Below are 23,313 nucleotides of genomic sequence, written 5' to 3'. Positions count from 1 at the left end.
CTGGGGCCCCGCTCAGCGCACGTCGGGAACGGGGCGGGGAACGGCGGCCCCGGGGCGGCGCCGCCGCGGGCCTACGCGCGGCGCTCGACGGCGTCCAGCAGCTCCGCGACCGCCTCGTTCTGCGGCACCCCGTTCTTCTGGGAGCCGTCCCGGTAGCGGAAGGAGACCGCGCCGGCCGAGACGTCCTCGTCCCCCGCGATGATCATGAAGGGGACCTTGGCCTTCTGGGCGTTGCGGATCTTCTTCTGCATCCGGTCCGAAGAGGAGTCGACCTCGATGCGGAGGCCCTTCTTCTTCGCCTCTGCGGCGAACTCCTCCAGATACGGCACGTGCGTGTCGCCGATCGGGATGCCCACCGCCTGCACGGGGGCGAGCCACGCCGGGAACGCCCCCGCGTAGTGCTCCAGCAGGACGGCGAAGAAGCGCTCGATGGAGCCGAAGAGCGCGCGGTGCAGCATCACCGGCTGCTGCCGCGAGCCGTCGGCCGCGGTGTACTCCAGGCCGAACCGCTTGGGCTGCTGGAAGTCGACCTGGAGGGTGGACATCTGCCAGGTCCGGCCGATGGCGTCCTTGGCCTGCACGGAGATCTTCGGCCCGTAGTAGGCGGCACCCCCCGGGTCCATCACCAGCTCCAGGCCCTGCTTGCCGGCGGCCTCCCGCAGCGCCTGGGTGGCCTCCTCCCACTCCTCCGGCTCGCCGATGAACTTGGAGTTGCCCTCCTCGCGGGTGGACAGCTCCAGGTAGAAGTCGTTGAGGCCGTAGTCGCGGAGCAGGTTCAGCACGAAGGTCAGCAGGTTGTCGAGCTCGTCCGCCATCTGCTCCTTGGTGCAGTAGATGTGCGAGTCGTCCTGCGTGAACCCCCGCGCACGGGTCAGGCCGTGGACGACGCCCGACTTCTCATAGCGGTAGACCGTCCCGAACTCGAAGAGCCGCAGCGGCAGTTCGCGGTACGAACGCCCCCGCGCCTTGAAGATCAGGTTGTGCATCGGGCAGTTCATGGCCTTCAGCCGGTAGTTCTGCCCGTCGAACTCCAGCGGCGGGAACATCGCCTCCGCGTAGTTCGGCAGGTGCCCCGAGGTCTCGAAGAGCTGCTCCTTCGAGATGTGCGGGGTGTTGACGAACTCGTAGCCGGACTCCTCGTGCCGTCGCCGCGCGTAGTCCTCCATCACCTTGCGTACGACGCCGCCCTTGGGGTGGAAGACGGCCAGCCCCGAACCCAGCTCCTCCGGGATGGAGAAGAGGTCGAGCTCGGCGCCCAGCTTGCGGTGGTCGCGCTTCTCGGCCTCGGCGAGGAACTCCAGGTACGCCTTCAGCTCGTCCTTGGTCGGCCACGCGGTGCCGTAGATGCGCTGCAGCTGCTTGTTCTTCTCGCTGCCGCGCCAGTACGCGGCGGCGCTGCGCATCAGCTTGAACGCGGGGATGGCCCGGGTCGTCGGCAGGTGCGGACCGCGGCACAGGTCCTTCCAGCACAGCTCGCCCGACTTGGCGTCCAGGTTGTCGTAGATGGTCAGCTCACCGGCGCCGACCTCCGCGGAGGCGCCCTCGGCGGCTTCGGCGGCGGAGCCCTTCAGCCCGATCAGCTCCAGCTTGTACGGCTCGTCCGCCAGCTCCTCGCGGGCGTCCTCGTCGTTCGTGACGCGGCGGGAAAAGCGCTGCCCCTGCTTCTGGATCTGCTGCATCTTCTTCTCGATGAGCTTCAGATCGTCCGGGGTGAAAGGCTCGGCCACGTCGAAGTCGTAGTAGAAGCCGTCGCGGACAGGCGGGCCGATGCCGAGCTTCGCCTCGGGGAACAGCTCCTGCACGGCCTGCGCCATGACGTGCGCGGTGGAGTGCCGCAGGATGTCGAGCCCGTCAGGGCTGGAGATCTCGACCGGCTCGACCTCGTCGCCCTCCGCGATCTCGTACGCCAGGTCCTTGAGCTGACCGGCGACGCGGGCGGCGATGACGGAGCGCTCGCCCTCGAAGAGAGCGCCGGCCGTCGTGCCCGTAGTCACCACGCGCTCTTCCCGCTCGGAATCGCGTTGGATGATCACACGGACGTCGGTCACCGGTCTCTCCTGACTCTTAACTGGGGTGCGCCGGCGAGTGCCGGGCACGCTCGAATCGTACCGAGCCCGCGCCCCGCTCCGCGAAACGGTTTCCGCTCGCTCCCGCACGCTCCGCCCGGCTTCTTCCCGCTCTCCGGAGCGCGCCGGTGATCCGGTACCGGTAGCAGGGGTTGACCCGGGCCACTCTGCGGTATCAGCTGCGAGGACGCTCCCACGGACGGGAAGTGGTGCCATGACGCCGTGGTACGAAGGGCCGCTCGTCGCGCTGACCGTACGTGCCAGGCAGCCGGACCTGCCCGGCGCGGGCACGCAGGGCGGTCCCGACCCCGAACACGACGCACTGACGGCCGCCGCGCTCGCCGTGCAGGAGGCGCCGCACGCCCACGCCGAGGTGCACAGCTGGCCTTCCACGCCCGGCGCACCGGCCGGGCCCGTCGTGGAGGCGGTCGCCAGGAACCTCGCCGGGGCCGTCGCCGGGCCGCTCGCCGTCGCGCAGGCTCCCTACGATCTGACGCTGCTCGACCGCGAGTTGAGACGTCACCGGAACCGGCCCCTGACCGCCTACCTCGGCCACCGCAGCCTGTGCGTCGTCGATCCCGTGCTCCTCGATCGCCGGCTGAACAGCACCGGTGGCCGCCGACGCCTTGCCGACCTGTGTGCCGACTACGGCGTCCCGCTGCAGCGCGACCCGGAGACCGACCCTCTTGCGGAACCCCTCGCCGACCCCGGACCCACGGCCGTCGCAACATTGGCGCTCGTACGGGCGCTCGGCCGCCGCTACGCTCCCCAGCTGGGACGGCTCACGCCTCCGGTGCTGCACGCGCTGCAGGCCGTCTGGTACGCCGGCGAGGCCCGCGGTTCCGCCGCCTGGTTCGCGCCGTGCACGCGGTCGAAGAGCTACCCCGCGTGGCCGCTGCGGCCCATGACCGCCGGTTGAGCGGCCCGGGACGGCCCGCGAAGCCGCGCCTGCCAACGGCGAAGGCCGGCCCGTCGGTTGACGGACCGGCCTTACGCATCACGTGGGCGATACTGGGTTCGAACCAGTGACCTCTTCGGTGTGAACGAAGCGCTCTTCCGCTGAGCTAATCGCCCGCTCGCGGCACGGGCAGAACCATACAGTGCCGCTCAGCCATCATCCAAACCCCTTCCCAGCCGCCGCTGCAGGCCCCGCCGGCCGGCCCGCATCATCCACGCGTGGTTGGCCCGGAGAAGGGGGCGCCCCAGCGGCGTCAGCAGCCTCAGCAGCGGCCTCCGCACCTCCACTTGCTGCTCGTAGACGGCGGTGCTCCCACCCCGTCCGACGGAGGAGCGTCCGACCGTCCAGCGCGCCCAGCCCGCCAGATCGCCGCCGATCTCCATCTCCAGGACCCCGGCAACCGGATCGCGCCGCGTCCCCCGGCCCGTGATCCACAGGTCGTACGGGAGGAACGAGCGGATACGCGCTCTCCCCTCCTCGTCCGGCCCGCCCTCCGAGTCGTGGACCTCCTTCACCTGCGGCCACCACGCGGGGTACTCCTCACCTCGTTCGAGCACCGCGAAGACCCGCTCAGGCGGTGCGGAAAGGCGCCACACGCTCCGGAACCGGAACCTGTACAGCTTCGAGTCCATGGGCGCTCCAGTCCCCCGCATTCCGGGTCCGCAACCCACTCCCCCGCTCGCGGCGGCAGATCCGGCGGCCCCATCACGAGCCCCCTCCCCAATTTCCGCCGCACACCGCCGGTTCGCCCATTCGGCACGGAGACCATTCCCAAGTTCTCGCCGCCCGGGGCGAATTCCGTCCACGGGGAGACCTCGGGAAAACGGAAGAGGACCTGCCGACGGAATGCGGCACGGCCGAAGGTATGCGCATACGAAAAACCGGGGTGCTGCCTTTCGGCTCGCACCCCGGCATGATCCGCGGGAAGTGGGCGATACTGGGTTCGAACCAGTGACCTCTTCGGTGTGAACGAAGCGCTCTTCCGCTGAGCTAATCGCCCGCTGCGCGCACAAGATTACCGCATGTCAGCGGGTGCCGATGACCCGGGCGGCGGAGCGGACCGTCACCGCCGCCCGGCCTCCCGCTTGAGCTGCCTCCGTTCCTCGCGGCGGACCTTCCACCAGTGCGACCACTCCCTCACCTGGCGCTTCGTCCAGCGCAGCACGCGCTGCGCCCAGGAGAACTCGGTGGCCCACAGACCGATGCCCGCGAAGATGATCAGCCAGCCCGGACCCGGCAGCGGAAGCAGCACGATGCCGCCGCCCACGACCGCCAGCCCGAGCACGAAGATCACCACGCGCCAGCTGAGGTGGAGAGGCCGCGATGCCTTGATGAACCTCGGGGCACGAGACCCCAAAGGCTTCTCGTCACGCTCTGCGCACATGGTGCCAACCTAACCGACGCGCCGGGGGTCACCGGAATAGCCGTACAGCCCAGAAAGGCGACAGGCCATATCAAGGGCTGCATTACTGGCAAAACGGTCAGAGGGGTTTACAACCGACGAGTACGTGGCATGTCGATTTCGCCGACGTGCGAACCCCCGAGCGCACACTGAGCGAAAGGCCCTGGCGCTTATGAACACCACGGTCAGCTGCGAGCTGCACCTGCGCCTCGTTGTTTCGAGCGAGTCATCACTGCCGGTACCCGCGGGGCTGCGGTACGACACGGCCGATCCCTACGCCGTCCACGCCACCTTCCACACCGGCGCCGAGGAGACCGTCGAGTGGGTCTTCGCCCGCGATCTCCTCGCCGAGGGGCTGCACCGCCCCACAGGCACCGGTGACGTCCGTGTATGGCCGTCGAGGAGTCACGGCCAGGGCGTGGTCTGCATCGCTCTCAGCAGTCCTGAGGGCGAGGCTCTGCTCGAGGCCCCGGCGCGGGCCCTGGAGTCCTTCCTCAAGCGAACCGACGCGGCCGTGCCGCCCGGCACCGAGCACCGCCACTTCGACCTCGACACAGAGCTCTCCCACATCCTCGCGGAGAGCTGAGCCGCCCACCTGTCCGCGCAGCCGTCCGACTCGGGGCGACGGCTGCGCCTCCCTCGGCCGTGATCGGCACGTACGACGCCGTCACCGCCGGGACCTCCCAGCACAACCGGGAGGCCTCGGCGATGGCGGCGTCGTCGTGCCGTGCAGGCGCTAGTCTCTGCCCACCGGAACCGCAGGGCAGAACCCGAGGAGCGACCCGTGCAGATCAACCACGACACCCGGTGCGCCCTCGACGACGTGGTCGATCTGATCAACACCGCCGCTGAGGGCGACCGGCCCGACCAGCTCGTCTCCGTGGGCGATCTCACGGCCTACGTCGAGAGCCACAGCCTCAGCGGGCTGGGAACGCTCACGGAGCGCGACCTGGAGGCGGTGCGCTCCGTGCGGGAGCGGTTCGCGAAGGTCTTCGCCGCCGAGGAGGCCCGTACGGCTGCGGAGCTGGTCAACGCGCTGGTGGCCGAGGCCGGCACCACGCCGCAGCTGACCGACCACGACGGCTACGACTGGCACGTGCACTACTTCGCGCCGGGTGCCTCCGCCGCGGACCACCTCGCCGCCGACGGCGGGATGGCCCTCGCCTTCATCATCGTCGCCGGGGAGCGCGACAGGCTGCGCAGATGCGCCGCGCCAGGCTGTGGGCGGGCCTTCATCGACCTCTCCCGCAACCGCTCGCGGCGGTACTGCGACAGCCGTACGTGCGGCAACAGGCTGCACGTGGCCGCCTACCGCGCACGGCAGCGGGAGTCCGCGCAGACCGCTCGCAACTGAGCTGTCGCGTCGCGGTCCGTACGCGGCCCGCTCACAGCAGGAAGAGGTCGTAGACCCCGGTGACGGCCAGGAGCAGAGCGATCACCGCCAGGAAAAGCATCAGCGGCGGCTGGGAGATCGCGTAGAGGCAGCCTTTCGCCTCGGCCAGCTGCGTCAGTTCGCGCTGGTGGTCCTGGAAGTCGTGCAGGACGGGGACGGCAGGGGCGGTCGCGGCGGGCGCGGAGGGCGGCTCTTCGAGCTCGGCCGGGAAATTCGGCGTCATGTCCATCTCGCGGTGATGATGACGCAGCCGGCAACCCTGATGAAGGTCAACACGCCCACGTGACGGTGGAGTTGCCGAGACTTCCGATACTCGTGCGGCAGACGTGGTACAGGCGGCCGGTCTTGCGTACGTGCAGCGTGGGGGCGGGGTGTCGGAGCCCGTGCTCCTCGAGGATCGCCTCGATATCGAGAAGCCTGACGTCAGGGCGTCGACCTGGGTCTCTACGGGCCGTTTCACCCAGGTTCGGGAACCGTGCCCCTGGCGTCGGGTGTTGCCAGGGTGTCTCCGGGTCGATGGGAGGGCCTCGTCGTCCGGGCGTCTCCCATGAACCCGCCCCGGGAGATCCTGCGGCGTGGGTAGCTGCCGCGGCCTCTCTCGGGGGCTGCGTCAGTGTCTCATCCACGACGCTTTTCCTGCGCATCCCCGGCCGTCGCCCCCCGAACCGCCGGCGGTGCCCGCGGCCGGGCTCTGACCACGGCTTCCGGAAGTGTGGCTTCGTCGGCGGTTCCGTACCCGGCCCGCCACCTTGCCGCCGGATACGCGTCCTTGACTCACCGAACGCCCTACGCAACGGGCTCCGAGGGCTCCGCCGCCGTAGACGGATGCAAGATCGACCGCGTGATCGGTGACCGGAGCCCCGGCCTCGCCGGCCGGAGCGGAAGCCCAGCTCGTGAACAGGTCGAGGAGGTCAGATTCCGTGCTTCTTGAGGATCGCCTCGATATCGGAGAAGTCTTCCCCTCCGGCGTCGGAGCCGGGCTTCTTCCCCTGAGCGGCGGGCTCACGGCCGCTGCCCGTGCCCGTCCTGCCGGCCGTGGACGCCGGCGGGCCCCCGAGGGCGGGCGCGCCCGCGGTGCCGGAGGCAGCCGCCTGGGACCTCTCCGCACGGGCCGCGGCCCGGCGCTCCTTGCGGCTGGGGCTGTTGCGCCCGGCCACGCGCCCGATGACATACAGCACGAAGGCGACCGCCAGCACCGCGAAGCCGGCCCAGACCGTGGGGTTCAGCACGAGGTCCGCCGCCCAGCTGCCGACCGCCCTGACGATCTTCCCGCCCAGGCCGACGAGACCGGCCATCGCCAGTCCGATCGGCACCAGCGCGATCGCGGCGATGCGGGTGGCGGCGGCGAAACGCCGCCGGAAGGCCGTCAGGAAGGCGACGGCCAGGCCGGCCGCCGAGAGCGCGGCGCAGACGGTCGTGGTGAGCATGCCTCCAGTCTGCTACGAGCAGCAGGTGAGAAGCCATGCCTGCAGCCCGATTCAGGGAGATCTCGGGGTCCGGGGCGGTCCTCGCGGCTGAGAGACTGTCCTCATGGACGACGCCGCCTCCCGCCCCGTGCTCGACTACTGGTGCGAGCTTCAGTGCCCCGACTGCCACAAGGCGCAGCACGACCTGGACGCGCTACGCGAGCGGTACGGGGAGCGGCTGGAGATCCGACTGCGGCACTTCCCGCTGGAGAAGCACAAGCACGCCTACGCCGCCGCCCAGGCCGCCGAGGAGGCGTACGAGCAGGGCAAAGGCGACGAGTTCGCCGCCGCCGTGCTGGAGCGCCACGCCGAACTGGCCTCGCGGGGCGAGGCCCTGCTGCTCGACGTCGCCCGCGAACTCGGCCTGGACGCCGATGAGTTCGAGACCGCGCTCATCGACGGGCGCCACCTGCTGATGGTCGACGCCGACCAGGCCGAGGGGAAGGCGATCGGCGTGACGGGCACGCCCACGTATGTCATCGCGGGCCGCCGGCTGGACGGCGGGAAGAGCCAGGAAGGGCTACGGGAGCAGATCGAGGAGATCGCAGACGGTCTGCTGGAGAGCGGGCGTAACTGAACGCTCACAGCAGCGGCTTGAAGAAGTGGAGCTCCACCGGGCGGTAGCCGAGTGAGGAGTACAGGTTCAGCGCCGGGGTGTTATACGCGTAGACGTGCAGTCCGAGGACTCCGGCTCCGGCGTCGAGGGCTTCGCGCTCGGCGGCCAGCATGAGCGAACGGCCGTGCCCCCGGCCCCGGTGCGCCTCGTCGACCTCGACCTCGTACACGTAGGCGCCGGCGTCCCTATGGGGGCTGTGTTCGAGCTCGACCCACACGACGCCGACCTCCTCTCCGTCGTGGACGAGCACGCGGAGGGCGGCGGTCGGGGTGGCGGCGCCCTGGGGCAGCAGACCGTCGAAGGACTCCGCCGCTCTGCGAACCACCTCGTGCGCGGGTACGCCCCGCTCGGCCAGGAGCCGCTGCTGCAGCGGCTGCCCGCGCTCGCGCCAGGCGGGGAACTCCGCCTGCGTCATCGCGCGGTCCTCGCTGCCGGGCGGCAGCCGCGGCCTGTCGCGGAGCTCCTTCAGCATGCTGCGGCCGCGCTCCTGGTAGCCCAGGCTCCCGGTCAGACCGAGGGCGGCGTGCGCATCGGCGGGAATGCTCGTCTCCACGCGGTTGCAGCCCCAGCGGCGGAGCACTTCCTCGGCGGAGAGAGCCGCGACCGCGCCCCGTCCGCGCCGCCGCTCCCCCTCGTCGACGGCGAGGCGGACGACGCGGCCCGTCGTGGGCCCCTTCTGCGGGTCGGTGCTCAGCTCCAGGGAGCCGACGGGTCGGCTGTTGACGCAGATGTCGTAGCAGCGGGAGCGGACGCCTTCGGCGTCGAACTGCTCGGGGCCCCTGGGGCGCAGCGTGGTGGTCACGGTCGAGTTCTACCCGCGCGCGGCGCCCGGCGTCACCGGATCGGCCGCGGGTTCCGGGGCGCTCACCGGCTCACGGGTCGATGTCGGCGGCGGAACCCTCCGCGAAGAGGCGCATCGCCTTGGCGGTGACGGGCCCCGGGGCGCCGGGCAGTTCGCGGCCGTCGATGCGGTGCACGGCCTGGACGTCGCGGAGCGAGGAGGTCAAGAAGATCTCCTCGGCCTGCTCGAGGGAGTCCAGGGGCAGGTCGGTCTCGCGTGCTCCGGCCCACTCCGCCACGAGCGCCCGGGTGATGCCCGCGAGGCACCCCGACTCCAGCGGCGGAGTGTGGAGTTGGCCGTCGAGGACGACGAAGACGTTGGTGCCGGTGCCTTCGCACAGCCTGTCGCGCGTGTTGCCGAACACCGCCTCGCTGGCTCCATGTTGGTGGGCTCGGGATAGGGCGAGCACGTTCTCGCCGTATGACGTCGTCTTCAGGCCGGCGAGCGCTCCGCGTTCGTTGCGCGTCCAGGGGACCGTGACCGCCGCGGTGGAGTCGGGGCGCCGTGCGGCTTCCGCGAGGGCGACGACGAGGGTCGGCCGGGCCCCGCTCCGCTCGGACCCCAGCGGTGAGGTCCCTCCGGTGTAAGTGACCCGCAGCCGGCCGAGCGCCAGGGGCTCCGCCTCGGTGACGGACTCGCACGCGCGGCGCACCTCGTCGCGGTCGGGCTCCGGCAGGCCGAGGCCTCGGGCGGAGACCCCGAGCCTGTCGATGTGCCTGGTCAGCGCGAAGGGCCGCCCGTCAGTGACCTTGATCGTCTCGAAGACGCCGTCGCCGACCGTCAGTCCGTGGTCGAGCACCGAGACGCGTGCGCCGTCGACGTCCTGGAGCCCGCCGTCGAGCCAGATCCTCATGGGCCTCTCCTCCGATCGCCCCGTCCTGTGCCGCGCCTCCGACGCTACCTTGAGCAGGCGAAAGCCTTCGGCTTCGCCTCCGCGATCACCCCGAACCGGGTCGATCATGGCGTGATCCCAGCGGTGGGCCGACGGCAGGGACCCGGCCCTTGCGCCCCGTCGCGGCCGTCCGGGCCGGCCGTGCCGCGCGGCCGCGACGGGGCGCAAGGGCCGCGTTTCGTGAGGCCGCCGTCGCAGTTCGGCGGTGCGTACGAGCGTGCACGGAGGGCAAACAGAATTTGAGCTGGCACCGATATCCGCTAGAGTTCACCACGTCGCCGGGACGCGGAAGCAGAACGGACGACAACCTGCGGACGTGGCTCAGTTGGTAGAGCATCACCTTGCCAAGGTGAGGGTCGCGAGTTCGAATCTCGTCGTCCGCTCTGAGTGGGGGTTCACCGACCCCCGCCTAGGTGGAGTGGCCGAGAGGCGAGGCAACGGCCTGCAAAGCCGTCTACACGGGTTCAAATCCCGTCTCCACCTCCAAGGACGATTAGCTCAGCGGGAGAGCGCTTCCCTGACACGGAAGAGGTCACTGGTTCAATCCCAGTATCGTCCACCGGGCCCGCAAGGGCCCTTCCCTCTGCTACGGCATAGGGACTGCGCGGTTAGCTCAGCGGGAGAGCGCTTCCCTGACACGGAAGAGGTCACTGGTTCAATCCCAGTACCGCGCACGCGGAAGGCCCCACGGGGCCCTTTTGCTCTCCGAGAGCTGTGGGAGTCCACAGCAGAGGACGATTAGCTCAGCGGGAGAGCGCTTCCCTGACACGGAAGAGGTCACTGGTTCAATCCCAGTATCGTCCACAGCGAGATCCGAGTGCCCCGGTCGGCGACGACCGGGGCACTCGTGTCAGAGGCGTTCACTCAGAGACGTTCACGCGGTGGCGCGGCTTCTCCGGCCTCCCGTCACTCCCGGCCCCGTGCGGCATGCTCACTGCCCGTACACGACCGGGAAGCGGCTCATGACGAGAAGAGCATGTGCCCGAACCCCCGCTTGTGCCCGTGCCGGTGATGGCCGTGGTGACCGTGGTGCGGCGCACCCCAGGCCGGTCCCGTGGGATACGACTGCGGCGACTGAGGCACGGGACCGCCCCCTTGACCGTACGGAGCGGCCGGAGGCGGTCCGGCGGGCTGCGACCACTGCGATTCCAGGCGCGTGAGGGCCTCCAGCTCCCCGTAGTCGAGGAAGATGCCCCGGCAGCCTCCGCATTGCTCGATCTGGACGCCGTTGCGGTTGAACGTCTGCATCGGGGCACCGCACTTGGGACACTGCATGGTCAACTCCCTCTCCACGAAAGTGGATTCACCAGTCGGCTCTGCGTCTACAGACTAGGTGTTCGTCTCACGTCCACCGGTGGAGATGGTGCGGGTGGTGCTGGTGGTGTCGACGTGGGCCATCCGCACGCATGCTTCGACGCATGCCGACTCCGCCTCGTCCAGCGGCCGCCCGGCGGCGTGGGCCTTGACGATCCCGAGCGCGGCCGTCTGCGCGGTGAGCGTCCGGGCGGGCGCGTCCAGGAGGGGCCAGGGGTCCCGGCAGTGCTCGCCGGCTGTGTGCCGGTAGGCGCCGAGGAAGCGCTCCCAGTCGGCCGGGTCCAGCAGCCCTGACGCGTACCAGGCCGCCGGGCGGGCGAGATCCCACGCGGGGTCCCCCAGTCCGAGGTCGTCGACGTCGATGAGCAGCCAACTGCCCCCGCAGCGCGGGTGACTGATCAGCTGGCCGAGGTGGAAGTCGCCGTGGCAGAGCGATCCGGCCCGTGACGCCGGGGGCGGGGCTTCGTCTCGGCACCAGGGCGGCAGCAGCGCCCAGGCCGTCTCGACGGCGTCGGCGGCCGCGGCGAGTTCGGGCGCGAGGCTTCCGGGGGAGGCGGTGCCGGTGGCTGCGCCCTCGCCGGCGCCACGTGCCGAGCGCAGACGCCGCATCGCCCGGGCCGCCTTGGCGGGGCCCCGCATCGCCGGTACGGGGGCGGGCAGATCTCCCGCCAGGTCTCCGGGCCGCACGGCGTGCAGCCGGGCGAGGAGCACGCCGGCCGCCTCCCAGGGGACGGCGTCCGGCGCGTCCGGGCTGACGGGTGTGCCGCGCGGCCAGAGCGTGGCGAGCCGTCCGCCGGGCAGACGCCGTGGCTGCGGAACGCCACGGGCGGCGCCAATCGGCGGGAGCAGTATGCCGGTGAGACACGGGTGGGCGGCGATGCCCAGACGTACCGTCAACTCCACGTCACCGTCGGAGTGTTCGCCCCCTGCTCGGTCGTCCCGGCGTGCCGGCGCACCACGCCCGGGGCGTGGCGGCGGATGGGCCTTGGCGACGACTGCGCCGTAGCCGAGCACGGTGCCGTCGGAACGGTCGGCCAGGACGTCCGCTTCGTCTGCGGTCATGCCCTCCGGATTCCCGGCCTCAACCGCCGCGCGGGCGAAAGCACGGAGCTCGTCGATGAGCGTCGCGGCCACTGCTCCCCCTCTTCTGCCGTCGATACGGCCGCCGGTTCAGCGCGCCCGCAGGGGACGGCGCATGCAGACACGCGGCCAGCGGTCCAGGCCGGCGAGGGTTTCCTCCTCCCGGATCCGCAGCAGGCCGGGTGTCAGCTCCCGCGGTTCCAGCGCGCGGAAGCCGAGGCGCTCGTAGTAGGGCGCGTTCCAGGGGACCCGGGTGAAGGTGGAGAGCGTGAGAGCGGGGATGCCGACCGCTTCCGCGCGCTCCGCCACATGCTCGATGAGGGCCTGCCCGATGCGCTGCCGCGCGTGGTCGGGATGGACGGAGATCTGCTCGATGTGCGCGTTGCCGTCCACGGGTTCGACCAGGGCGTAGGCGACGGGACGGTCGTCCGGAGGGGCGGCGGCGACCCACAGCCCGCCGCCGCGGCGGAAGCGGCGCAGCACGGCGAGCGCGGGCGGGGCGTCGTCGGCGACGAGGTCCATGCCCAGGTCCCGGAAGACGCGGCCGGCGGCACGTTCGATGTCCTGAAGGTCCCGCAGGTCCTCCTCGCGTCCGGGCCGGACCGAGATCGCCGCCGTCATGACGCCAGAGCTCCGAGCGGATCGTCGAGCACGGGCTGCCAGGCCAGCTCCGCGGCTCCGACGAGGCTGTTGTGCTGCAGCGAGCTGGGCAGCACCGGCACGCTCCCGCTCCTCCCCCACAGGCTGCGGTCGGCGATCACGGCGCGCAGATGCTCGCCCTCGGCTTCGAGTAGGGCACGGTGCAGACCGCCGAGGATGACGCGGTCGGGGTTGAGGATGTTCACCAGTCCCGCGATCCCCAGGCCTAGCCGCTCGTTGAGCGTGTGCACGGCGGTGCGCACGGCGGGGTCCGACTCGTAGTCGGAGAGGATCAGCTCCTTGGCCTGCTTCAGCAGGGAGACCTCGGGGCCGGGTTCCCGTCCGGCCGCTTCGAGGAACGCGAGCGGGTCGGTCTCCACGTCGAGGCATCCCCGGCTGCCGCAGTGGCACGGCCGTCCGCCGGGGTCGACGGTGAGGTGCCCGACCTCCAGGGCCAGGCCCGAACTCCCGGTGTGGAGGCGGCCGTCGAGCACGAGGGCACCGCCGACACCGCGGTGGCCGGTGCCGACGACGAGAAGGTGCTCGGCTCCCCGGCCGGCGCCGTGGCGGTGTTCCGCGAGTGCGGCGAGGTTGATGTCGTTGGCCGCGTAGCCGCGTGCGGCCGTCTCGCCCGCGATGCCGGGGATACGCGCCCGCGCCAGGCTGCGCGTGAAGATCTCCCTCACCGGGGCGCCCGCCTCCCACGCCAGGTGCAGCGGATTGAGGGCCGTTCCTTCGGGCTCGGCGACGGCGGAGGGCACCGCCAGCCCCGCTCCCACGCACCTGCGTCCGGTCTCCTTCAGCAGGCCGGCGCCCGCTTCGACGACCTCTCGCAGGACGTGCGCGGGGTCGGCGGACGCCGTTCCCGCGCCGGGCGCCGTGGCGATGAGCCGTCCCCCGAGTCCGACGAGTGCCGCGCGGAATCCGTCGGCGTGCACCTGTGCGGCGAGTACGACGGGGCCGTCGCCGTTGACGGAGAGGCGGTGCGAGGGACGTCCCTGGGTGCCGGACGCGGCGCCCGGGCTGGAGTCGACCGTGATCAGGCCGAGCGTCTCCAGTTCGGCCGCGACCGCTCCCGCCGTCGCCCTGGTGACGCCGAGTTCGGCGGTCAGGACGGCGCGTGTGGGCGCCCTTCCCGTGTGGACGAGTTCCAGTGCCGGGCCGAGGGCGCTGCGGCCTCTCTCCAGTTTGCTTGTACGCGTCGGGGTCACCCCTCTATTCTCGCTTTGTGTCGACACTGAACAAAATACGGTCGGCGCTCGCCGGCGCGAAGGGGCGCCAGACCGGTTCCCGGGACGCCTCCGCGTCCGGGACCCCGGCGGCCCTGCCCCGCCTCCGCGCAGCGCTCACCGCCTTCTTCGCCGTCGACGGATTCCTCTTCGCCGGCTGGGTCGTGCGCATCCCGGCGATCAAGGAGCAGACCGGCGCCTCCCCCAGCGCACTGGGGCTCGCACTGCTCGGCGTCTCCGCCGGGGGCGTGATCACCATGATGCTCACCGGGCGGCTCTGCGACCGCTTCGGGGGCCACACGGTGACCGTCGCGGCGGCAGTGCTGCTGTCGGCCGGTGTGGCGCTTCCCCCGCTCACCCACTCCGCCCTCGCCCTCGGTCTCGTACTCGCCGTGTTCGGGGCAGCCTACGGGGCGTTGAACGTCGCGATGAACGCCGCGGCGGTCGATCTGATCGCCGCACTGGGCCGTCCCGTCATGCCCGGTTTCCACGCGGCGTTCAGCCTCGGCGGCATGCTCGGCGCCGGCTTGGGCGGTCTCGTGGCAGGCCACTGGGACCCCGCCCGCCATCTGCTGGCGCTCACCGCGCTGGGCCTGTGCGTCACCGCAGTGGCCGGACGGGCCCTGCTGAGGCAGCCGGCCCTCGCGGCACCCCCCGGCGAAGCGGGGACCGAGGCCGCGTCGGCGGACGGACCGGCCGGAGCGGCGGGGAAGCGTTCCGGGAGCACCCGGTGCCTGGTCCTCGTCATGGGGCTGATCGCACTGTGTACGGCGTACGGCGAGGGCGCCCTGGCCGACTGGAGCGCTCTGCACCTGGCCGAGGACCTCGGAGCGGGCGCGTCTCTCGCAGCGGCCGGGTACTCCGTCTTCGCGCTGGCCATGACCGTCGGACGGCTGACGGGGACGGCTCTGCTCGAACGGCTGGGCCAGCGCCGCCTGCTGACGGTGGGAGGGCTCAGCGCGGGGGCGGGGATGACGCTCGGCGCCCTGGCGCCGTGGACGTGGGCCGCACTGGCCGGCTTCGTGATCACGGGCCTGGGCCTGGCCAACCTCTTCCCCGTCGCGGTCGCGCACGCCGGGGCACTCGCGGGGCCCCGCGGCGTGGCCGCCGCCTCGACCCTGGGGTACGGCGGCATGCTCGTCGGCCCCGTCGCCATCGGGTTCCTGGCCGAGTGGATCTCCCTGCCGGCGGCTCTCACGACGGTCGCCCTGCTCGCGGCGGTGGCCGGAGCGGTCGCCTGGGGGGCACGAGGCGCCGCGGGGCGCTGAGTTACTCGCCAGTACGCACCGTGGTAGCTTCCCCGTATGCCCAAGCTCGCCAAGCTGATCTCCAATCCCCGCGGTCTGCGCCGCACGCTGGCCTGGTGGCCGCCGTACCGCTGCGCGGGGATCAAGGTCGTGCACATCGCGGACGACTGGAGCAGCGCGCGCATCCGCTTGCGCCTCGGCATGTTCAACCGCAACTACTTCGGCACGCACTTCGGCGGCTCGCTCTACTCCATGAGCGATCCCTTCTGGGTGCTGCTGGCCGTCAACCGGCTGGGACGCGACTACGTCGTGTGGGACAAGACCGGCGAGATCGAATTCGTCTCCCCGGGCCGCGGCACCGTCTACAGCGAGTTCCGGCTGAGCGAGGAGAGAGTCGCGGAGATACGGCAGGCGACGGCGGACGGTTCCAAGGCCCTTCCCTGGTTCGAGTCGACCGTGACCGCCGCCGACGGCACGGTCGTGGCACGCGTACGCAAGCAGCTGTACGTACGCAGGAAACCGGGCCGCTAGCGGGAGAGGCGGACAGCGCTGCCGGGGCCTGGGGCGAGCGCCGGAGGCGCGGGCGGGCCGCGGCGCCGCACTGTCCACGCCCCGGGTCCGGTCAGGGGTGGACAGCGCGGCCCGCCGTCTCAGGTGAGCGTCAGCGTCGTGTGCAGTTCCGCCTCCGAGCTGCCGCCCGCGTAGATCTCGAACTCGCCCGGTTCGACGAGCAGTTCGCCGCGCGGATCGTTGGTGTGGAAGCCGAGGTCCGACGCTCCGAGTTCGAAGGTGACGGTCCGGCGCTCGCCCTCTTCGAGCGTCATCCGCTCGAACCCCCGCAGCCGCCGGACGGGCTGGGCGAGGCTGGCGACCTTGTCGCGGACGTACAGCTGGGCCACCTCGTCGCCCTTACGGTCCCCGGTGTTCTCGACCGTCACGGAGGCCATGACCGTGGCACGTCCTTCCCGCACGGCCCGGGCGCTCACGCTCTTCTCGCTCAACTCCAGGCCCGAGAAGCGGAAAGTGGTGTAGGCCAGGCCGTGCCCGAAGGGGAACAGCGGGCCGTGGGGCAGGTCGAGGTACTTGGAGGTGTAGGGGTCGTCCGGTGAATAGGGGCGTCCGGTGTTCTCGTGCCCGTAGTACACGGCGGTCTGGCCCACCGTCCGCGGCAGCGTGGCGGGGAGTTTGCCGCCGGGAGCCACGTCGCCGAAGAGCAGGTCCGCCACCGCGTTGCCCCCCTCGATGCCGGGATGCCAGGCGTAGAGGAGCGCCGGGGCCTGCTCGGCCACTCCCGAAAGAGCGAGGGGCCGCCCCGCGAGCACCACGACGGCGAACGGCTTGCCCGTCTCCGCGACCCGCCGGATCAGCTCCTCCTGCACGCCGGGCAGCGCGATGTCGCTGCGGACCGCCGCCTCACCGCTGTGACCTGCCTTCTCCCCCACGACGACGACCGCGGCGTCCGACGCCTCCACCGCGGCCACCGCTTCGGCGAGTCCGCCGGTCCCGCTGCCGGTGACGTCGCAGCCGCTCGCGAACGTCACCTTCGCACCGGGAGCCGCCTTCTCGATCCCCTCCAGCACGGAGACGGCGGGGAACATCCTGGATCCCGGTCCCGCCCACGTGCCGTGCAACTCCTTGGTGTCGTCGCCCAGGGGACCGACGACGGCAAGGGAGGGCGTGTCCTTGCTCAAGGGCAGGGTGCGGCCCTCGTTCTTGAGCAGGACCGCGCAGGACGCCGCCGTCTCCCGTGCGTGACGGCGGGCCGCCGCGGTCGGTTCGGCGATCTGCCCGTCCTCGTCTGTGTAGGGGTTCTCGAAGAGCCCCAGCCGCACCTTGACGCGGAGGATGCGGGCGACGGCGTCGTCCAGCCGCCGCGGGTCGATCCTGCCCGCTTCCAGGAGCTCCTTGCCGTGCTCGGCGTACGTCGTGCTGACCATCTCCATGTCGACACCGGCGCCCAGCGCGAGGCGTGCCGCGTCGGCACCGTCCGCGGCGACGCCGTGCGGGATCAGCTCCTGCACGCCGTTGTAGTCACCGACGACGAAGCCGTCGAAACCCAGCTCCTCGTGGAGGATGCGGGTGAGCGTGTGCGGATTGGCGTGCGCCGGCACGCCGTTGACGGTGTTGAAGGCCGCCATCACAGTAGCGACACCGGCGTCCACCGCGGCTTTGAACGGCGGCAGCGCCACGTCCCTGAGGCGCCGTTCGGAGATGTCGACGGTGTTGTAGTCCCGGCCGCCCTCGGGGAAGCCGTAGCCCACGAAGTGCTTGACGCACGCTGCCAGCCGTCCGTCGGCCGAGTAGTCCTCGCCCTGGTAGCCCCGCACCTTGGCGGCCGCCAACTGCGCGGTCAGGTAAGGGTCTTCGCCGTTTCCCTCGGCGACCCTGCCCCAGCGCGGCTCGTGACTGACGTCCGCCATCGGCGAGAAGGTCCAGTGCACGCCCCAGGAGGCGGCCTCCCGTGCGCTCACCTCGGCGTCGCGCGTGACGACCTCGGGGTCGAAGCTCGCGCCCTGGGCGAGGGGCACGGGGAACGTCGTCAGGTAACCGTGGATGACGTCGAGGCCGAAGATGAGCGGAATGCCCAGGCGGGACTCCTCGACGGCGTGACGCTGGAGGGCGTTGCACTCCTTGGCGCCGGTGATGTTGAGGACGGAGCCCAGCCGTCCTTCGGCCGCGGCCACGGTAGCCTGCTCGTTCTGCCCTTCGCCGGGGCCGGTGTCGGGATTCCAGGTCAGCTGCTGGAGCTGCCCGAACTTCTCCTCGACGGTCATCCGCGCCAGCAGCTCGCGGACGCGCTGCTCGGTCCTCTCGTGGCTCTCGGCGCTTTGGGGGCCTGCCGGCCGGGGCGCGGGGCCTCCGTCGGCGGCAGCCCCTCCGGTGGCGGGGGCGTCCGCCGCGGGAGTGGCCGTGAGCGGTGGGACGGACGCGGACGTAGCGAGGGCTGAGGCACCCGCGGATGCCCTGGACACGCTGCGACGGCTGAGGTTTTCGGCCACTCGATGGCTCCTTCGACGGACGTGACGACCGGTGCACCGGCCGCCTGGCCGTACGGGGCGCGGAGCCCCGGCCACACTGACGGCGGATGCATCGAGAGCAAACGTGCCCAGAAAATTGGAAGCGCATACATTTCTTTCCCGCCGATGTCAGCGCCGTGCGCGGGGGCCGTGTGCGCCCCTCTCGCGCCGCCGCTCGAAGCACCGGGGAGGCCTCGGCCGCGGAGCAGACGGGGAACGTTCAATGCCTCGCACCGTTAGCCGGGAGCGGCCGTGGTCGAGTCAGCCGCGAGAGGGCGTCCTCCCTGCCCCCGGCGAGCGGTCACGGTAGGGGCTGGGGCGCGGCCGGAAAGGGGCCGGTGGGCGGGCGGGGGTTGGGGCACCCTGGTCCGGCCGCTCCGGGAAGAAGCCTCGACCCGGTGCCGGTGGTATCCGGGCGGGAGGGCCGGCCGGGACCGTTCAGACGAGGCCGGCCGTCCTTGCCAGTCCCACCACCGCGTGATCGAAGAACTCGTCCCTCGCCGCGATGACGCCGTCGAACTGCCCGAACAGCTCGAAGCTCAGCAGGCCGAACAACTGGGCCCAGACCGCGGCTAGTTGGGCCATGGCCGCAGCAGGGAGGGCCACGTCGAGCCGCTCCGTCAGGTCGCGGGTGTCGACCAGGACGGGCGCGGGTGCGGCAGGGAGGGGCACCGAGGGGTCAGGCCCCGGACCGGCGGATGCGGCGGGGAAGCCGGCACCAGGGCCGGCACAGCGGTCTTCCGTCGCGCCGGGGACGCGCAGGGCGCCGGCCGCATACGCGTCCGCCGCGATCGTGATGAGGGTCAGGGCCGCCCGTGCCGCGGGGCCGGTGGTGGTCTCGGGCGCCGCGTAGCCCGGGACGGGTGAGCCGTAGATGAGCGCGTACTCGTGCGGGTGGTCGAGAGCCCATCCGCGGACGGCGCGGCACACCGCCTGCCAGCGGGCGAGGTGGGCGTCGCCTTGCTCGGCAGAATGAGCGAGGGCCGCCTCCGCGGCGGCGCCCAGGGCGTCGTAGGAGTCGGTGATCAGTGCGGTGAGCAGGTCGTCCCGGTTGGGGAAGTAGCGGTAGAGCGCCGAGGAGACCATGCCCAACTCGCGTGCCACGGCGCGCAGGGAGAGCTTGGCCGCGCCGTGCGCCGCGAGCTGCCGACGTGCCTCGTCCTTGATGGCTGTGGTGATCTCACCGCGTGCCCGCTCCCGCGCGCCCTGGATCTTGGTCATGGGGGTCAGTGTGCCAGCTTGGCGGAGCACTGACCAAGAACGAGAGCACTGCTCTTGTTTTAGTGCACCGCCCGTGCAACACTGCTCTTGAATGAGAGCAGTGCTCTCGAATCGGTTCAGTGCTTCGCCGGCTCGAGCCGGCTCGCCCAGCTCCGCCTAGACCTCGTCAGCCGCCGCCACCGGCAGCCCTCATGCACGAAGGAAACCGCCATGACCACTGCCCACTTCGTCAAGCCGGACGGCTTCACGCGCAAGGTCCTCAACCCCACCGTCGCCTGGCTGGCCCGGCGGAACGTAAGCCTCGCGGGCTCCCGCGTCCTCGCCGTCCGCGGCCGCAAGACCGGCGAGTGGCGCACGACCCCCGTCAACCCGCTCCCCCTCGACGGCGAGCGGTACCTGGTGGCTCCCCGCGGTCACGTGCAGTGGACGCACAACATGCGTGCCGCGGGCGGGGGCGAGTTGCGCAAGGGCAAGAGCGTCGAGACCTTCCGGGCCGTCGAGCTCCGCGACGAGGAGAAGCCCGTGGTGCTGCGCGCCTACATCAAGAAGTGGAGCTGGGAGGTCGGCGCGTTCTTCAAGGGACTCAGCGCCGAGTCGTCGGACGCCGAACTCCTCGCCGCCGCCCCGAAGTACCCCGTATTCCGCATCACCGCGGACTGAGCCCGACGGGGCCGCCTGCACCGGTACGGACGGCGGCCCCGCAACGCGGCAGGGCCCCCGATGCGTGGCCCCCCGCGCGGCTGCCGTGCCGGCGATGCCCGGAGCTCGACGCCGCCCCGCCGTGCCCACGAGGGCCGGCCCCGACGGCGCTCAGTGCGCGGAGGGGGCGGCCTCCCCGGCTGTGCGTCAGCAGAGCGCGCACCGCCCTCGGTTGCCCGCCCCGGAGGCACCACTTCCCGACGCCCCACCCCCGGTGCTCCCCCCGGGGATACGGCGCTGCCCGTCTTCCGGCCACCGGCTGAACGAAGTCGGCCGCACAGGCGGCCGAGCCCCTGACTGAAGAACCCCGGACTACCGGTCCAGCGTCTCCAGAGCCCGCCGCGCCACCGCGTTCGTCCGTACGACCTCGGCCAGCGACGTCGCTCCTCGCGCGAACCGTGCGAAGACGTTCCACGCCGGACGGAACCCCGTGAGCGCCGCGTGGAGCATTCCGGGGCGGCGGGCGAAGACGTTGAGCATCCGCCGTCCGACGCCCATCTCCACGCCCAGCCCCGCCTTGATGGCGAACGCGTAGTTCAGCGCCTGCCGCCGGGCCTCCACCGCGTCGTGCGCCTCGGCGACGCGCACCGCCCACTCTCCGGCCAGGCGTCCGGAACGCAGGGCGAAGGAGATGCCTTCCCTCGTCCACGGTTCGAGCAGCCCGGCCGCGTCCCCGCAGACCAGCACCCGGCCGCGGGAGAGCGGAGAGTCATCGGCGCGGCAGCGGGTCAAGTGGCCCGAGGAGATGTGGGGTTCGAAGCCGGCGAGCCCGAGCCGTCCCACGAAGTCCTCCAAGTACCGCTTGGTCGCGGCCCCTTCACCACGTGCCGAGATGACACCGACGGTGAGGGTGTCGCCCTTGGGGAAGACCCAGCCGTAACTGCCGGGCAGGGGGCCCCAGTCGATCAGCACCCGTCCCGCCCAGTCCTCGGCGACACTCTCGGGGACCGGCACCTCCGCCTCCAGGCCGAGGTCGACCTGTTCCATCTTCACGCCGACATGTGCCCCTATGCGGCTGGCACTTCCGTCCGCTCCGACCACTGCGCGGGCCAGTACCGGCCGCTCCTCGCCGGACAGGACGACGGCCACCGTGCGGCGGTCCGGCACCGCCGGCCCGTGCTGCTCGACGCGCGAGACGCTCACGCCCGTGCGTACGGTGGCGCCCGCCTTGACCGCGTGCTCGACCAGCCTGTGGTCGAGGTCCGAGCGGTTGACCAGCCCGAAGAGCATGTGCCGGGAGCGGCGGGTGCGGGCCATGCGGCCGTTGAGCGAGAAGGTGACCGCGTGCACGCGGTCCCGCAGGGGGAGTTCGAAGCCGGGAGGCAGCGCGTCGCGCGAGGGGCCGATGATGCCGCCGCCGCACGTCTTGTAGCGGGGCAGCTCCGCCTTCTCCAGCAGCAGCACCCGGCGTCCCGCGACCGCGGCCGCGTACGCGGCCGAGGCACCGGCGGGTCCCGCACCGACGACGACCACGTCCCAGACGGGTTCGTCCCCGCCGTCCGGGGCGGCCGCCGCGTCCGTGCTCCGTGCGTCCTGGCCGCCTTCCGGTGCCGGCTCCCCGGAGCCCGGGACCTCCTCCGCGCGCCCGTTCCCGCCCCGGCCCTCTGCCCCGGCTGCGTCCTCGCTGCTCACGATGTCCTTCCGCTCCGCTCGACCTCGTCTTTGCGTTGCCGACCGCATCCTACGGCTCGGCCCCGGCGCGTCCCCCTGTGGGAGGATCGGCTTCTGACTTCTCGTGCGCGCGCACCGCACACGGACCGCGCATCCGGGAGTCCGACACCGCCCCCACAAGGAGCCTTCCATGACACTCACGCCGGCCCCCGGTGCCGACGAGCACGCCGCGTACACGGACGCCGTGGCCGCCACCGTCGCCTCTCTCATGCCGCAGGCCAGGGCGGAGCTGGCCGAGCTGGTGGCGTTCCGTTCGGTGGCCGACGCGTCGCAGTTCCCGGTCAGCGAGTGCGAGGGCGCCGCGAGCTGGGTCGCCGCCACGCTGCGTCAGGAAGGCTTCCAGGACGTCGCCCTGCTCGACACTCCCGACGGCACGCAGAGCGTCTACGGGATGATCCCGGGCCCGAAGGGCGCCCCCACGGTGCTGCTCTACGGGCACTACGACGTGCAGCCGCCGCTGGACGAATCCGCCTGGGAAACGCCTCCGTTCGAGCTAACGGAACGGAACGGACGCTGGTACGGGCGAGGCGCCGCGGACTGCAAGGGCGGCATCGTCATGCATCTGCTGGCGCTGCGTGCGCTGCGCGCCCAGGGCGAGTTGCCCGTCACCGTGAAGTTCATCGCTGAGGGCTCCGAGGAGCAGGGCACCGAGGGGCTGCAGCAATACGCGGAAGCGCACCCGGAGTTGCTGGCGGCCGACACGATCGTCATCGGGGACACGGGCAACTTCCGCGTGGGCCTTCCGACCGTCACCGCGTCGCTGCGCGGCATGGCGATGCTGCACGTCCGGGTGGACACCCTCGAAGGCAACCTGCACTCCGGCCAGTTCGGGGGTGCGGCACCCGACGCGCTGGCCGCTCTGATCCGCATGCTCGACTCCGTCCGGGACGCCGAGGGCAACACCGTCATCGACGGCATGGAGGTGGACGCCGGATGGGACGGACTGGAGTACCCGGCCGACGACTTCCGCAAGGACGCCCGCGTCCTGGACGGGGTGCGGCTGACGGGTTCGGGGAGCGTCGCGGAGAGCATCTGGGCTCGCCCGTCCGTGACGGTGCTGGGAATCGACTGCCCATCGGTGGCCACGGCCACCGCCTCCGTGCAGGCGAGCGCGCGGGCGGCGGTGAGCCTGCGGGTGCCGCCGGGCATGGACACGGTGAAGGCGACGTCGCTGCTCGTCTCCCATCTGGAGGCGCACGTGCCGTGGGGCGCCCGGGTCTCCATCGAAGTGGCGGGCCAGGGGCAGCCGTTCAGCGCCGACACGTCGAGCCCGGCGTACCGGGCGATGGCCGAGGCGATGCGGGCCGCCTACGACGGCGAGGAGATGCAGATCGCGGGACAGGGCGGCTCCATCCCGCTGTGCGACACGCTCGCCTCCCTCTATCCGCGGGCGGAGTTCCTGCTCATCGGCCTGAGCGAGCCGGAGGCGCAGATCCACGCGGTCAACGAGAGCGTCTCGCCCGAGGAGCTGGAGCGGCTGTCCGTCGCGGAGGCGCTGTTCCTGCTGAGGTACGCGCAGCGCGTCTGAGCCGCCTGCCGCCGGCGGCGGTGCTGCGGGCGGG

The 23,313-nt window shown here is 71.7% G+C and carries 21 protein-coding genes, 7 tRNA genes and 1 pseudogene; 13 read left to right on the top strand and 16 right to left on the bottom strand.

Going from position 1 to position 23,313, the window contains the following annotated elements; translation table 11 throughout:
• Positions 1–71: 71 nt before the first annotated feature.
• Positions 72–2,048, bottom strand: coding sequence for a threonine--tRNA ligase (gene thrS, locus IEY56_RS00840; protein WP_189035077.1), 1,977 nt, complete (start codon positions 2,046–2,048; stop codon positions 72–74).
• A gap of 232 nt (positions 2,049–2,280) precedes the next feature.
• Here thrS and IEY56_RS00835 point away from each other — a divergent pair, with 232 nt between their 5' ends.
• Entirely contained in the window at positions 2,281–2,985 is a 705-nt protein-coding gene (locus IEY56_RS00835; protein WP_189035076.1) for a 3'-5' exonuclease family protein, read from the top strand.
• 83 nt (positions 2,986–3,068) lie between these two features.
• On the opposite strand, the gene IEY56_RS00830 is transcribed toward IEY56_RS00835, so the two are convergent.
• From IEY56_RS00830 to IEY56_RS00815, 4 genes and pseudogenes are all read right to left on the bottom strand, one after another.
• Positions 3,069–3,140: transfer RNA gene (locus tag IEY56_RS00830), tRNA-Val, on the bottom strand.
• Between the two features lie 33 nt (positions 3,141–3,173).
• Positions 3,174–3,656 carry an SRPBCC family protein gene (locus IEY56_RS00825; RefSeq protein WP_189035075.1) on the bottom strand — a complete coding sequence of 161 codons (483 nt, stop codon included), beginning with the start codon at positions 3,654–3,656 and terminating at the stop codon, positions 3,174–3,176.
• Positions 3,657–3,952: 296 nt separating this feature from the next.
• Positions 3,953–4,024 (bottom strand) — tRNA-Val (locus tag IEY56_RS00820).
• 87 nt (positions 4,025–4,111) lie between these two features.
• A pseudogene (locus IEY56_RS00815) lies at positions 4,112–4,408 on the bottom strand (TIGR02611 family protein); the annotation flags it as partial.
• Positions 4,409–4,598: 190 nt separating this feature from the next.
• On the opposite strand from IEY56_RS00815, the gene IEY56_RS00810 reads away from it, so the two are divergent.
• Both IEY56_RS00810 and IEY56_RS00805 read left to right on the top strand, forming a co-directional pair.
• The gene (locus IEY56_RS00810; RefSeq protein ID WP_003959770.1) at positions 4,599–5,012 is read left to right on the top strand and encodes an SsgA family sporulation/cell division regulator; all 414 of its coding nucleotides are present in this window, start codon (positions 4,599–4,601) and stop codon (positions 5,010–5,012) included.
• Between the two features lie 198 nt (positions 5,013–5,210).
• Complete coding sequence (locus IEY56_RS00805; RefSeq protein ID WP_189035073.1) at positions 5,211–5,780, top strand: CGNR zinc finger domain-containing protein; 570 nt, start codon at positions 5,211–5,213, stop codon at positions 5,778–5,780.
• A gap of 31 nt (positions 5,781–5,811) precedes the next feature.
• On the opposite strand, the gene IEY56_RS00800 is transcribed toward IEY56_RS00805, so the two are convergent.
• Positions 5,812–6,048, bottom strand: a complete 237-nt coding sequence (locus IEY56_RS00800; protein WP_189035378.1) for a hypothetical protein — start codon at positions 6,046–6,048, stop codon at positions 5,812–5,814.
• Between the two features lie 682 nt (positions 6,049–6,730).
• Entirely contained in the window at positions 6,731–7,246 is a 516-nt protein-coding gene (locus IEY56_RS00795) for a hypothetical protein (protein ID WP_189035072.1), read from the bottom strand.
• Between the two features lie 103 nt (positions 7,247–7,349).
• Between IEY56_RS00795 and IEY56_RS00790 the strand changes: the two genes are divergently transcribed.
• On the top strand, positions 7,350–7,862 hold the full coding sequence (locus IEY56_RS00790) for a DsbA family protein (protein WP_189035071.1): 513 nt from the start codon (positions 7,350–7,352) through the stop codon (positions 7,860–7,862).
• A 4-nt stretch (positions 7,863–7,866) separates the two neighbouring features.
• On the opposite strand, the gene IEY56_RS00785 is transcribed toward IEY56_RS00790, so the two are convergent.
• Positions 7,867–8,703: a GNAT family N-acetyltransferase gene (locus IEY56_RS00785; RefSeq protein WP_189035070.1), complete on the bottom strand. Its 837-nt coding sequence runs from the start codon at positions 8,701–8,703 to the stop codon at positions 7,867–7,869.
• Positions 8,704–8,773: 70 nt separating this feature from the next.
• A complete protein-coding gene (locus IEY56_RS00780) occupies positions 8,774–9,595 on the bottom strand; it encodes an aminotransferase class IV (RefSeq protein WP_189035069.1) in 822 nt (273 codons plus the stop codon).
• Positions 9,596–9,944: 349 nt separating this feature from the next.
• On the opposite strand from IEY56_RS00780, the gene IEY56_RS00775 reads away from it, so the two are divergent.
• The 5 genes from IEY56_RS00775 to IEY56_RS00755 all read left to right on the top strand — a co-directional run bounded on the left by IEY56_RS00775 (position 9,945) and on the right by IEY56_RS00755 (position 10,438).
• Positions 9,945–10,017 (top strand) — tRNA-Gly (locus tag IEY56_RS00775).
• 29 nt (positions 10,018–10,046) lie between these two features.
• Positions 10,047–10,120, top strand: a tRNA-Cys gene (locus IEY56_RS00770).
• Between the two features lies 1 nt (position 10,121).
• Positions 10,122–10,193: transfer RNA gene (locus IEY56_RS00765), tRNA-Val, on the top strand.
• Between the two features lie 43 nt (positions 10,194–10,236).
• Positions 10,237–10,308 (top strand) — tRNA-Val (locus IEY56_RS00760).
• A 58-nt stretch (positions 10,309–10,366) separates the two neighbouring features.
• Positions 10,367–10,438: transfer RNA gene (locus IEY56_RS00755), tRNA-Val, on the top strand.
• A 156-nt stretch (positions 10,439–10,594) separates the two neighbouring features.
• Here IEY56_RS00755 and IEY56_RS00750 read toward each other — a convergent pair.
• The 4 genes from IEY56_RS00750 to IEY56_RS28195 form a co-directional block, all read right to left on the bottom strand.
• The gene (locus IEY56_RS00750) at positions 10,595–10,909 is read right to left on the bottom strand and encodes a TFIIB-type zinc ribbon-containing protein (protein ID WP_189035068.1); all 315 of its coding nucleotides are present in this window, start codon (positions 10,907–10,909) and stop codon (positions 10,595–10,597) included.
• Positions 10,910–10,963: 54 nt separating this feature from the next.
• Entirely contained in the window at positions 10,964–12,010 is a 1,047-nt protein-coding gene (locus IEY56_RS00745) for a phosphotransferase (RefSeq protein WP_189035067.1), read from the bottom strand.
• A gap of 108 nt (positions 12,011–12,118) precedes the next feature.
• Positions 12,119–12,649 (bottom strand): GNAT family N-acetyltransferase, encoded by a 531-nt coding sequence (locus IEY56_RS28200; RefSeq protein WP_229711435.1) that lies wholly within the window; start codon positions 12,647–12,649, stop codon positions 12,119–12,121.
• Complete coding sequence (locus IEY56_RS28195) at positions 12,646–13,878, bottom strand: ROK family protein (protein WP_229711433.1); 1,233 nt, start codon at positions 13,876–13,878, stop codon at positions 12,646–12,648. The genes IEY56_RS28200 and IEY56_RS28195 overlap by 4 nt, the downstream gene beginning before the upstream one ends.
• Positions 13,879–13,895: 17 nt before the next feature.
• Here IEY56_RS28195 and IEY56_RS00735 point away from each other — a divergent pair, with 17 nt between their 5' ends.
• Both IEY56_RS00735 and IEY56_RS00730 read left to right on the top strand, forming a co-directional pair.
• The gene (locus IEY56_RS00735) at positions 13,896–15,164 is read left to right on the top strand and encodes an MFS transporter (RefSeq protein ID WP_189035066.1); all 1,269 of its coding nucleotides are present in this window, start codon (positions 13,896–13,898) and stop codon (positions 15,162–15,164) included.
• Positions 15,165–15,200: 36 nt separating this feature from the next.
• On the top strand, positions 15,201–15,674 hold the full coding sequence (locus tag IEY56_RS00730) for a DUF4442 domain-containing protein (RefSeq protein WP_189035065.1): 474 nt from the start codon (positions 15,201–15,203) through the stop codon (positions 15,672–15,674).
• Between the two features lie 119 nt (positions 15,675–15,793).
• Here IEY56_RS00730 and IEY56_RS00725 read toward each other — a convergent pair whose 3' ends face one another.
• Together IEY56_RS00725 and IEY56_RS00720 are read right to left on the bottom strand one after the other, a co-directional pair.
• Positions 15,794–17,917: a glycoside hydrolase family 3 N-terminal domain-containing protein gene (locus IEY56_RS00725; RefSeq protein ID WP_189035346.1), complete on the bottom strand. Its 2,124-nt coding sequence runs from the start codon at positions 17,915–17,917 to the stop codon at positions 15,794–15,796.
• 681 nt (positions 17,918–18,598) lie between these two features.
• Positions 18,599–19,381: a TetR/AcrR family transcriptional regulator gene (locus tag IEY56_RS00720; RefSeq protein WP_189035064.1), complete on the bottom strand. Its 783-nt coding sequence runs from the start codon at positions 19,379–19,381 to the stop codon at positions 18,599–18,601.
• 210 nt (positions 19,382–19,591) lie between these two features.
• On the opposite strand from IEY56_RS00720, the gene IEY56_RS00715 reads away from it, so the two are divergent.
• The gene (locus IEY56_RS00715) at positions 19,592–20,041 is read left to right on the top strand and encodes a nitroreductase/quinone reductase family protein (RefSeq protein WP_189035063.1); all 450 of its coding nucleotides are present in this window, start codon (positions 19,592–19,594) and stop codon (positions 20,039–20,041) included.
• Between the two features lie 351 nt (positions 20,042–20,392).
• Here the strand turns inward: IEY56_RS00715 and IEY56_RS00710 are convergent, their stop codons facing one another.
• Positions 20,393–21,712 (bottom strand): geranylgeranyl reductase family protein, encoded by a 1,320-nt coding sequence (locus tag IEY56_RS00710; RefSeq protein ID WP_189035062.1) that lies wholly within the window; start codon positions 21,710–21,712, stop codon positions 20,393–20,395.
• A gap of 169 nt (positions 21,713–21,881) precedes the next feature.
• On the opposite strand from IEY56_RS00710, the gene IEY56_RS00705 reads away from it, so the two are divergent.
• A complete protein-coding gene (locus IEY56_RS00705) occupies positions 21,882–23,279 on the top strand; it encodes a dipeptidase (protein WP_189035061.1) in 1,398 nt (465 codons plus the stop codon).
• Positions 23,280–23,313 lie beyond the last annotated feature (34 nt).

Origin of the sequence: Streptomyces daqingensis (genome assembly GCF_014645895.1) — a bacterium.
Classification (GTDB): Bacteria; Actinomycetota; Actinomycetes; order Streptomycetales; family Streptomycetaceae; genus Streptomyces; species Streptomyces daqingensis.
This window is presented reverse-complemented; position numbering and strand designations above follow the sequence as displayed.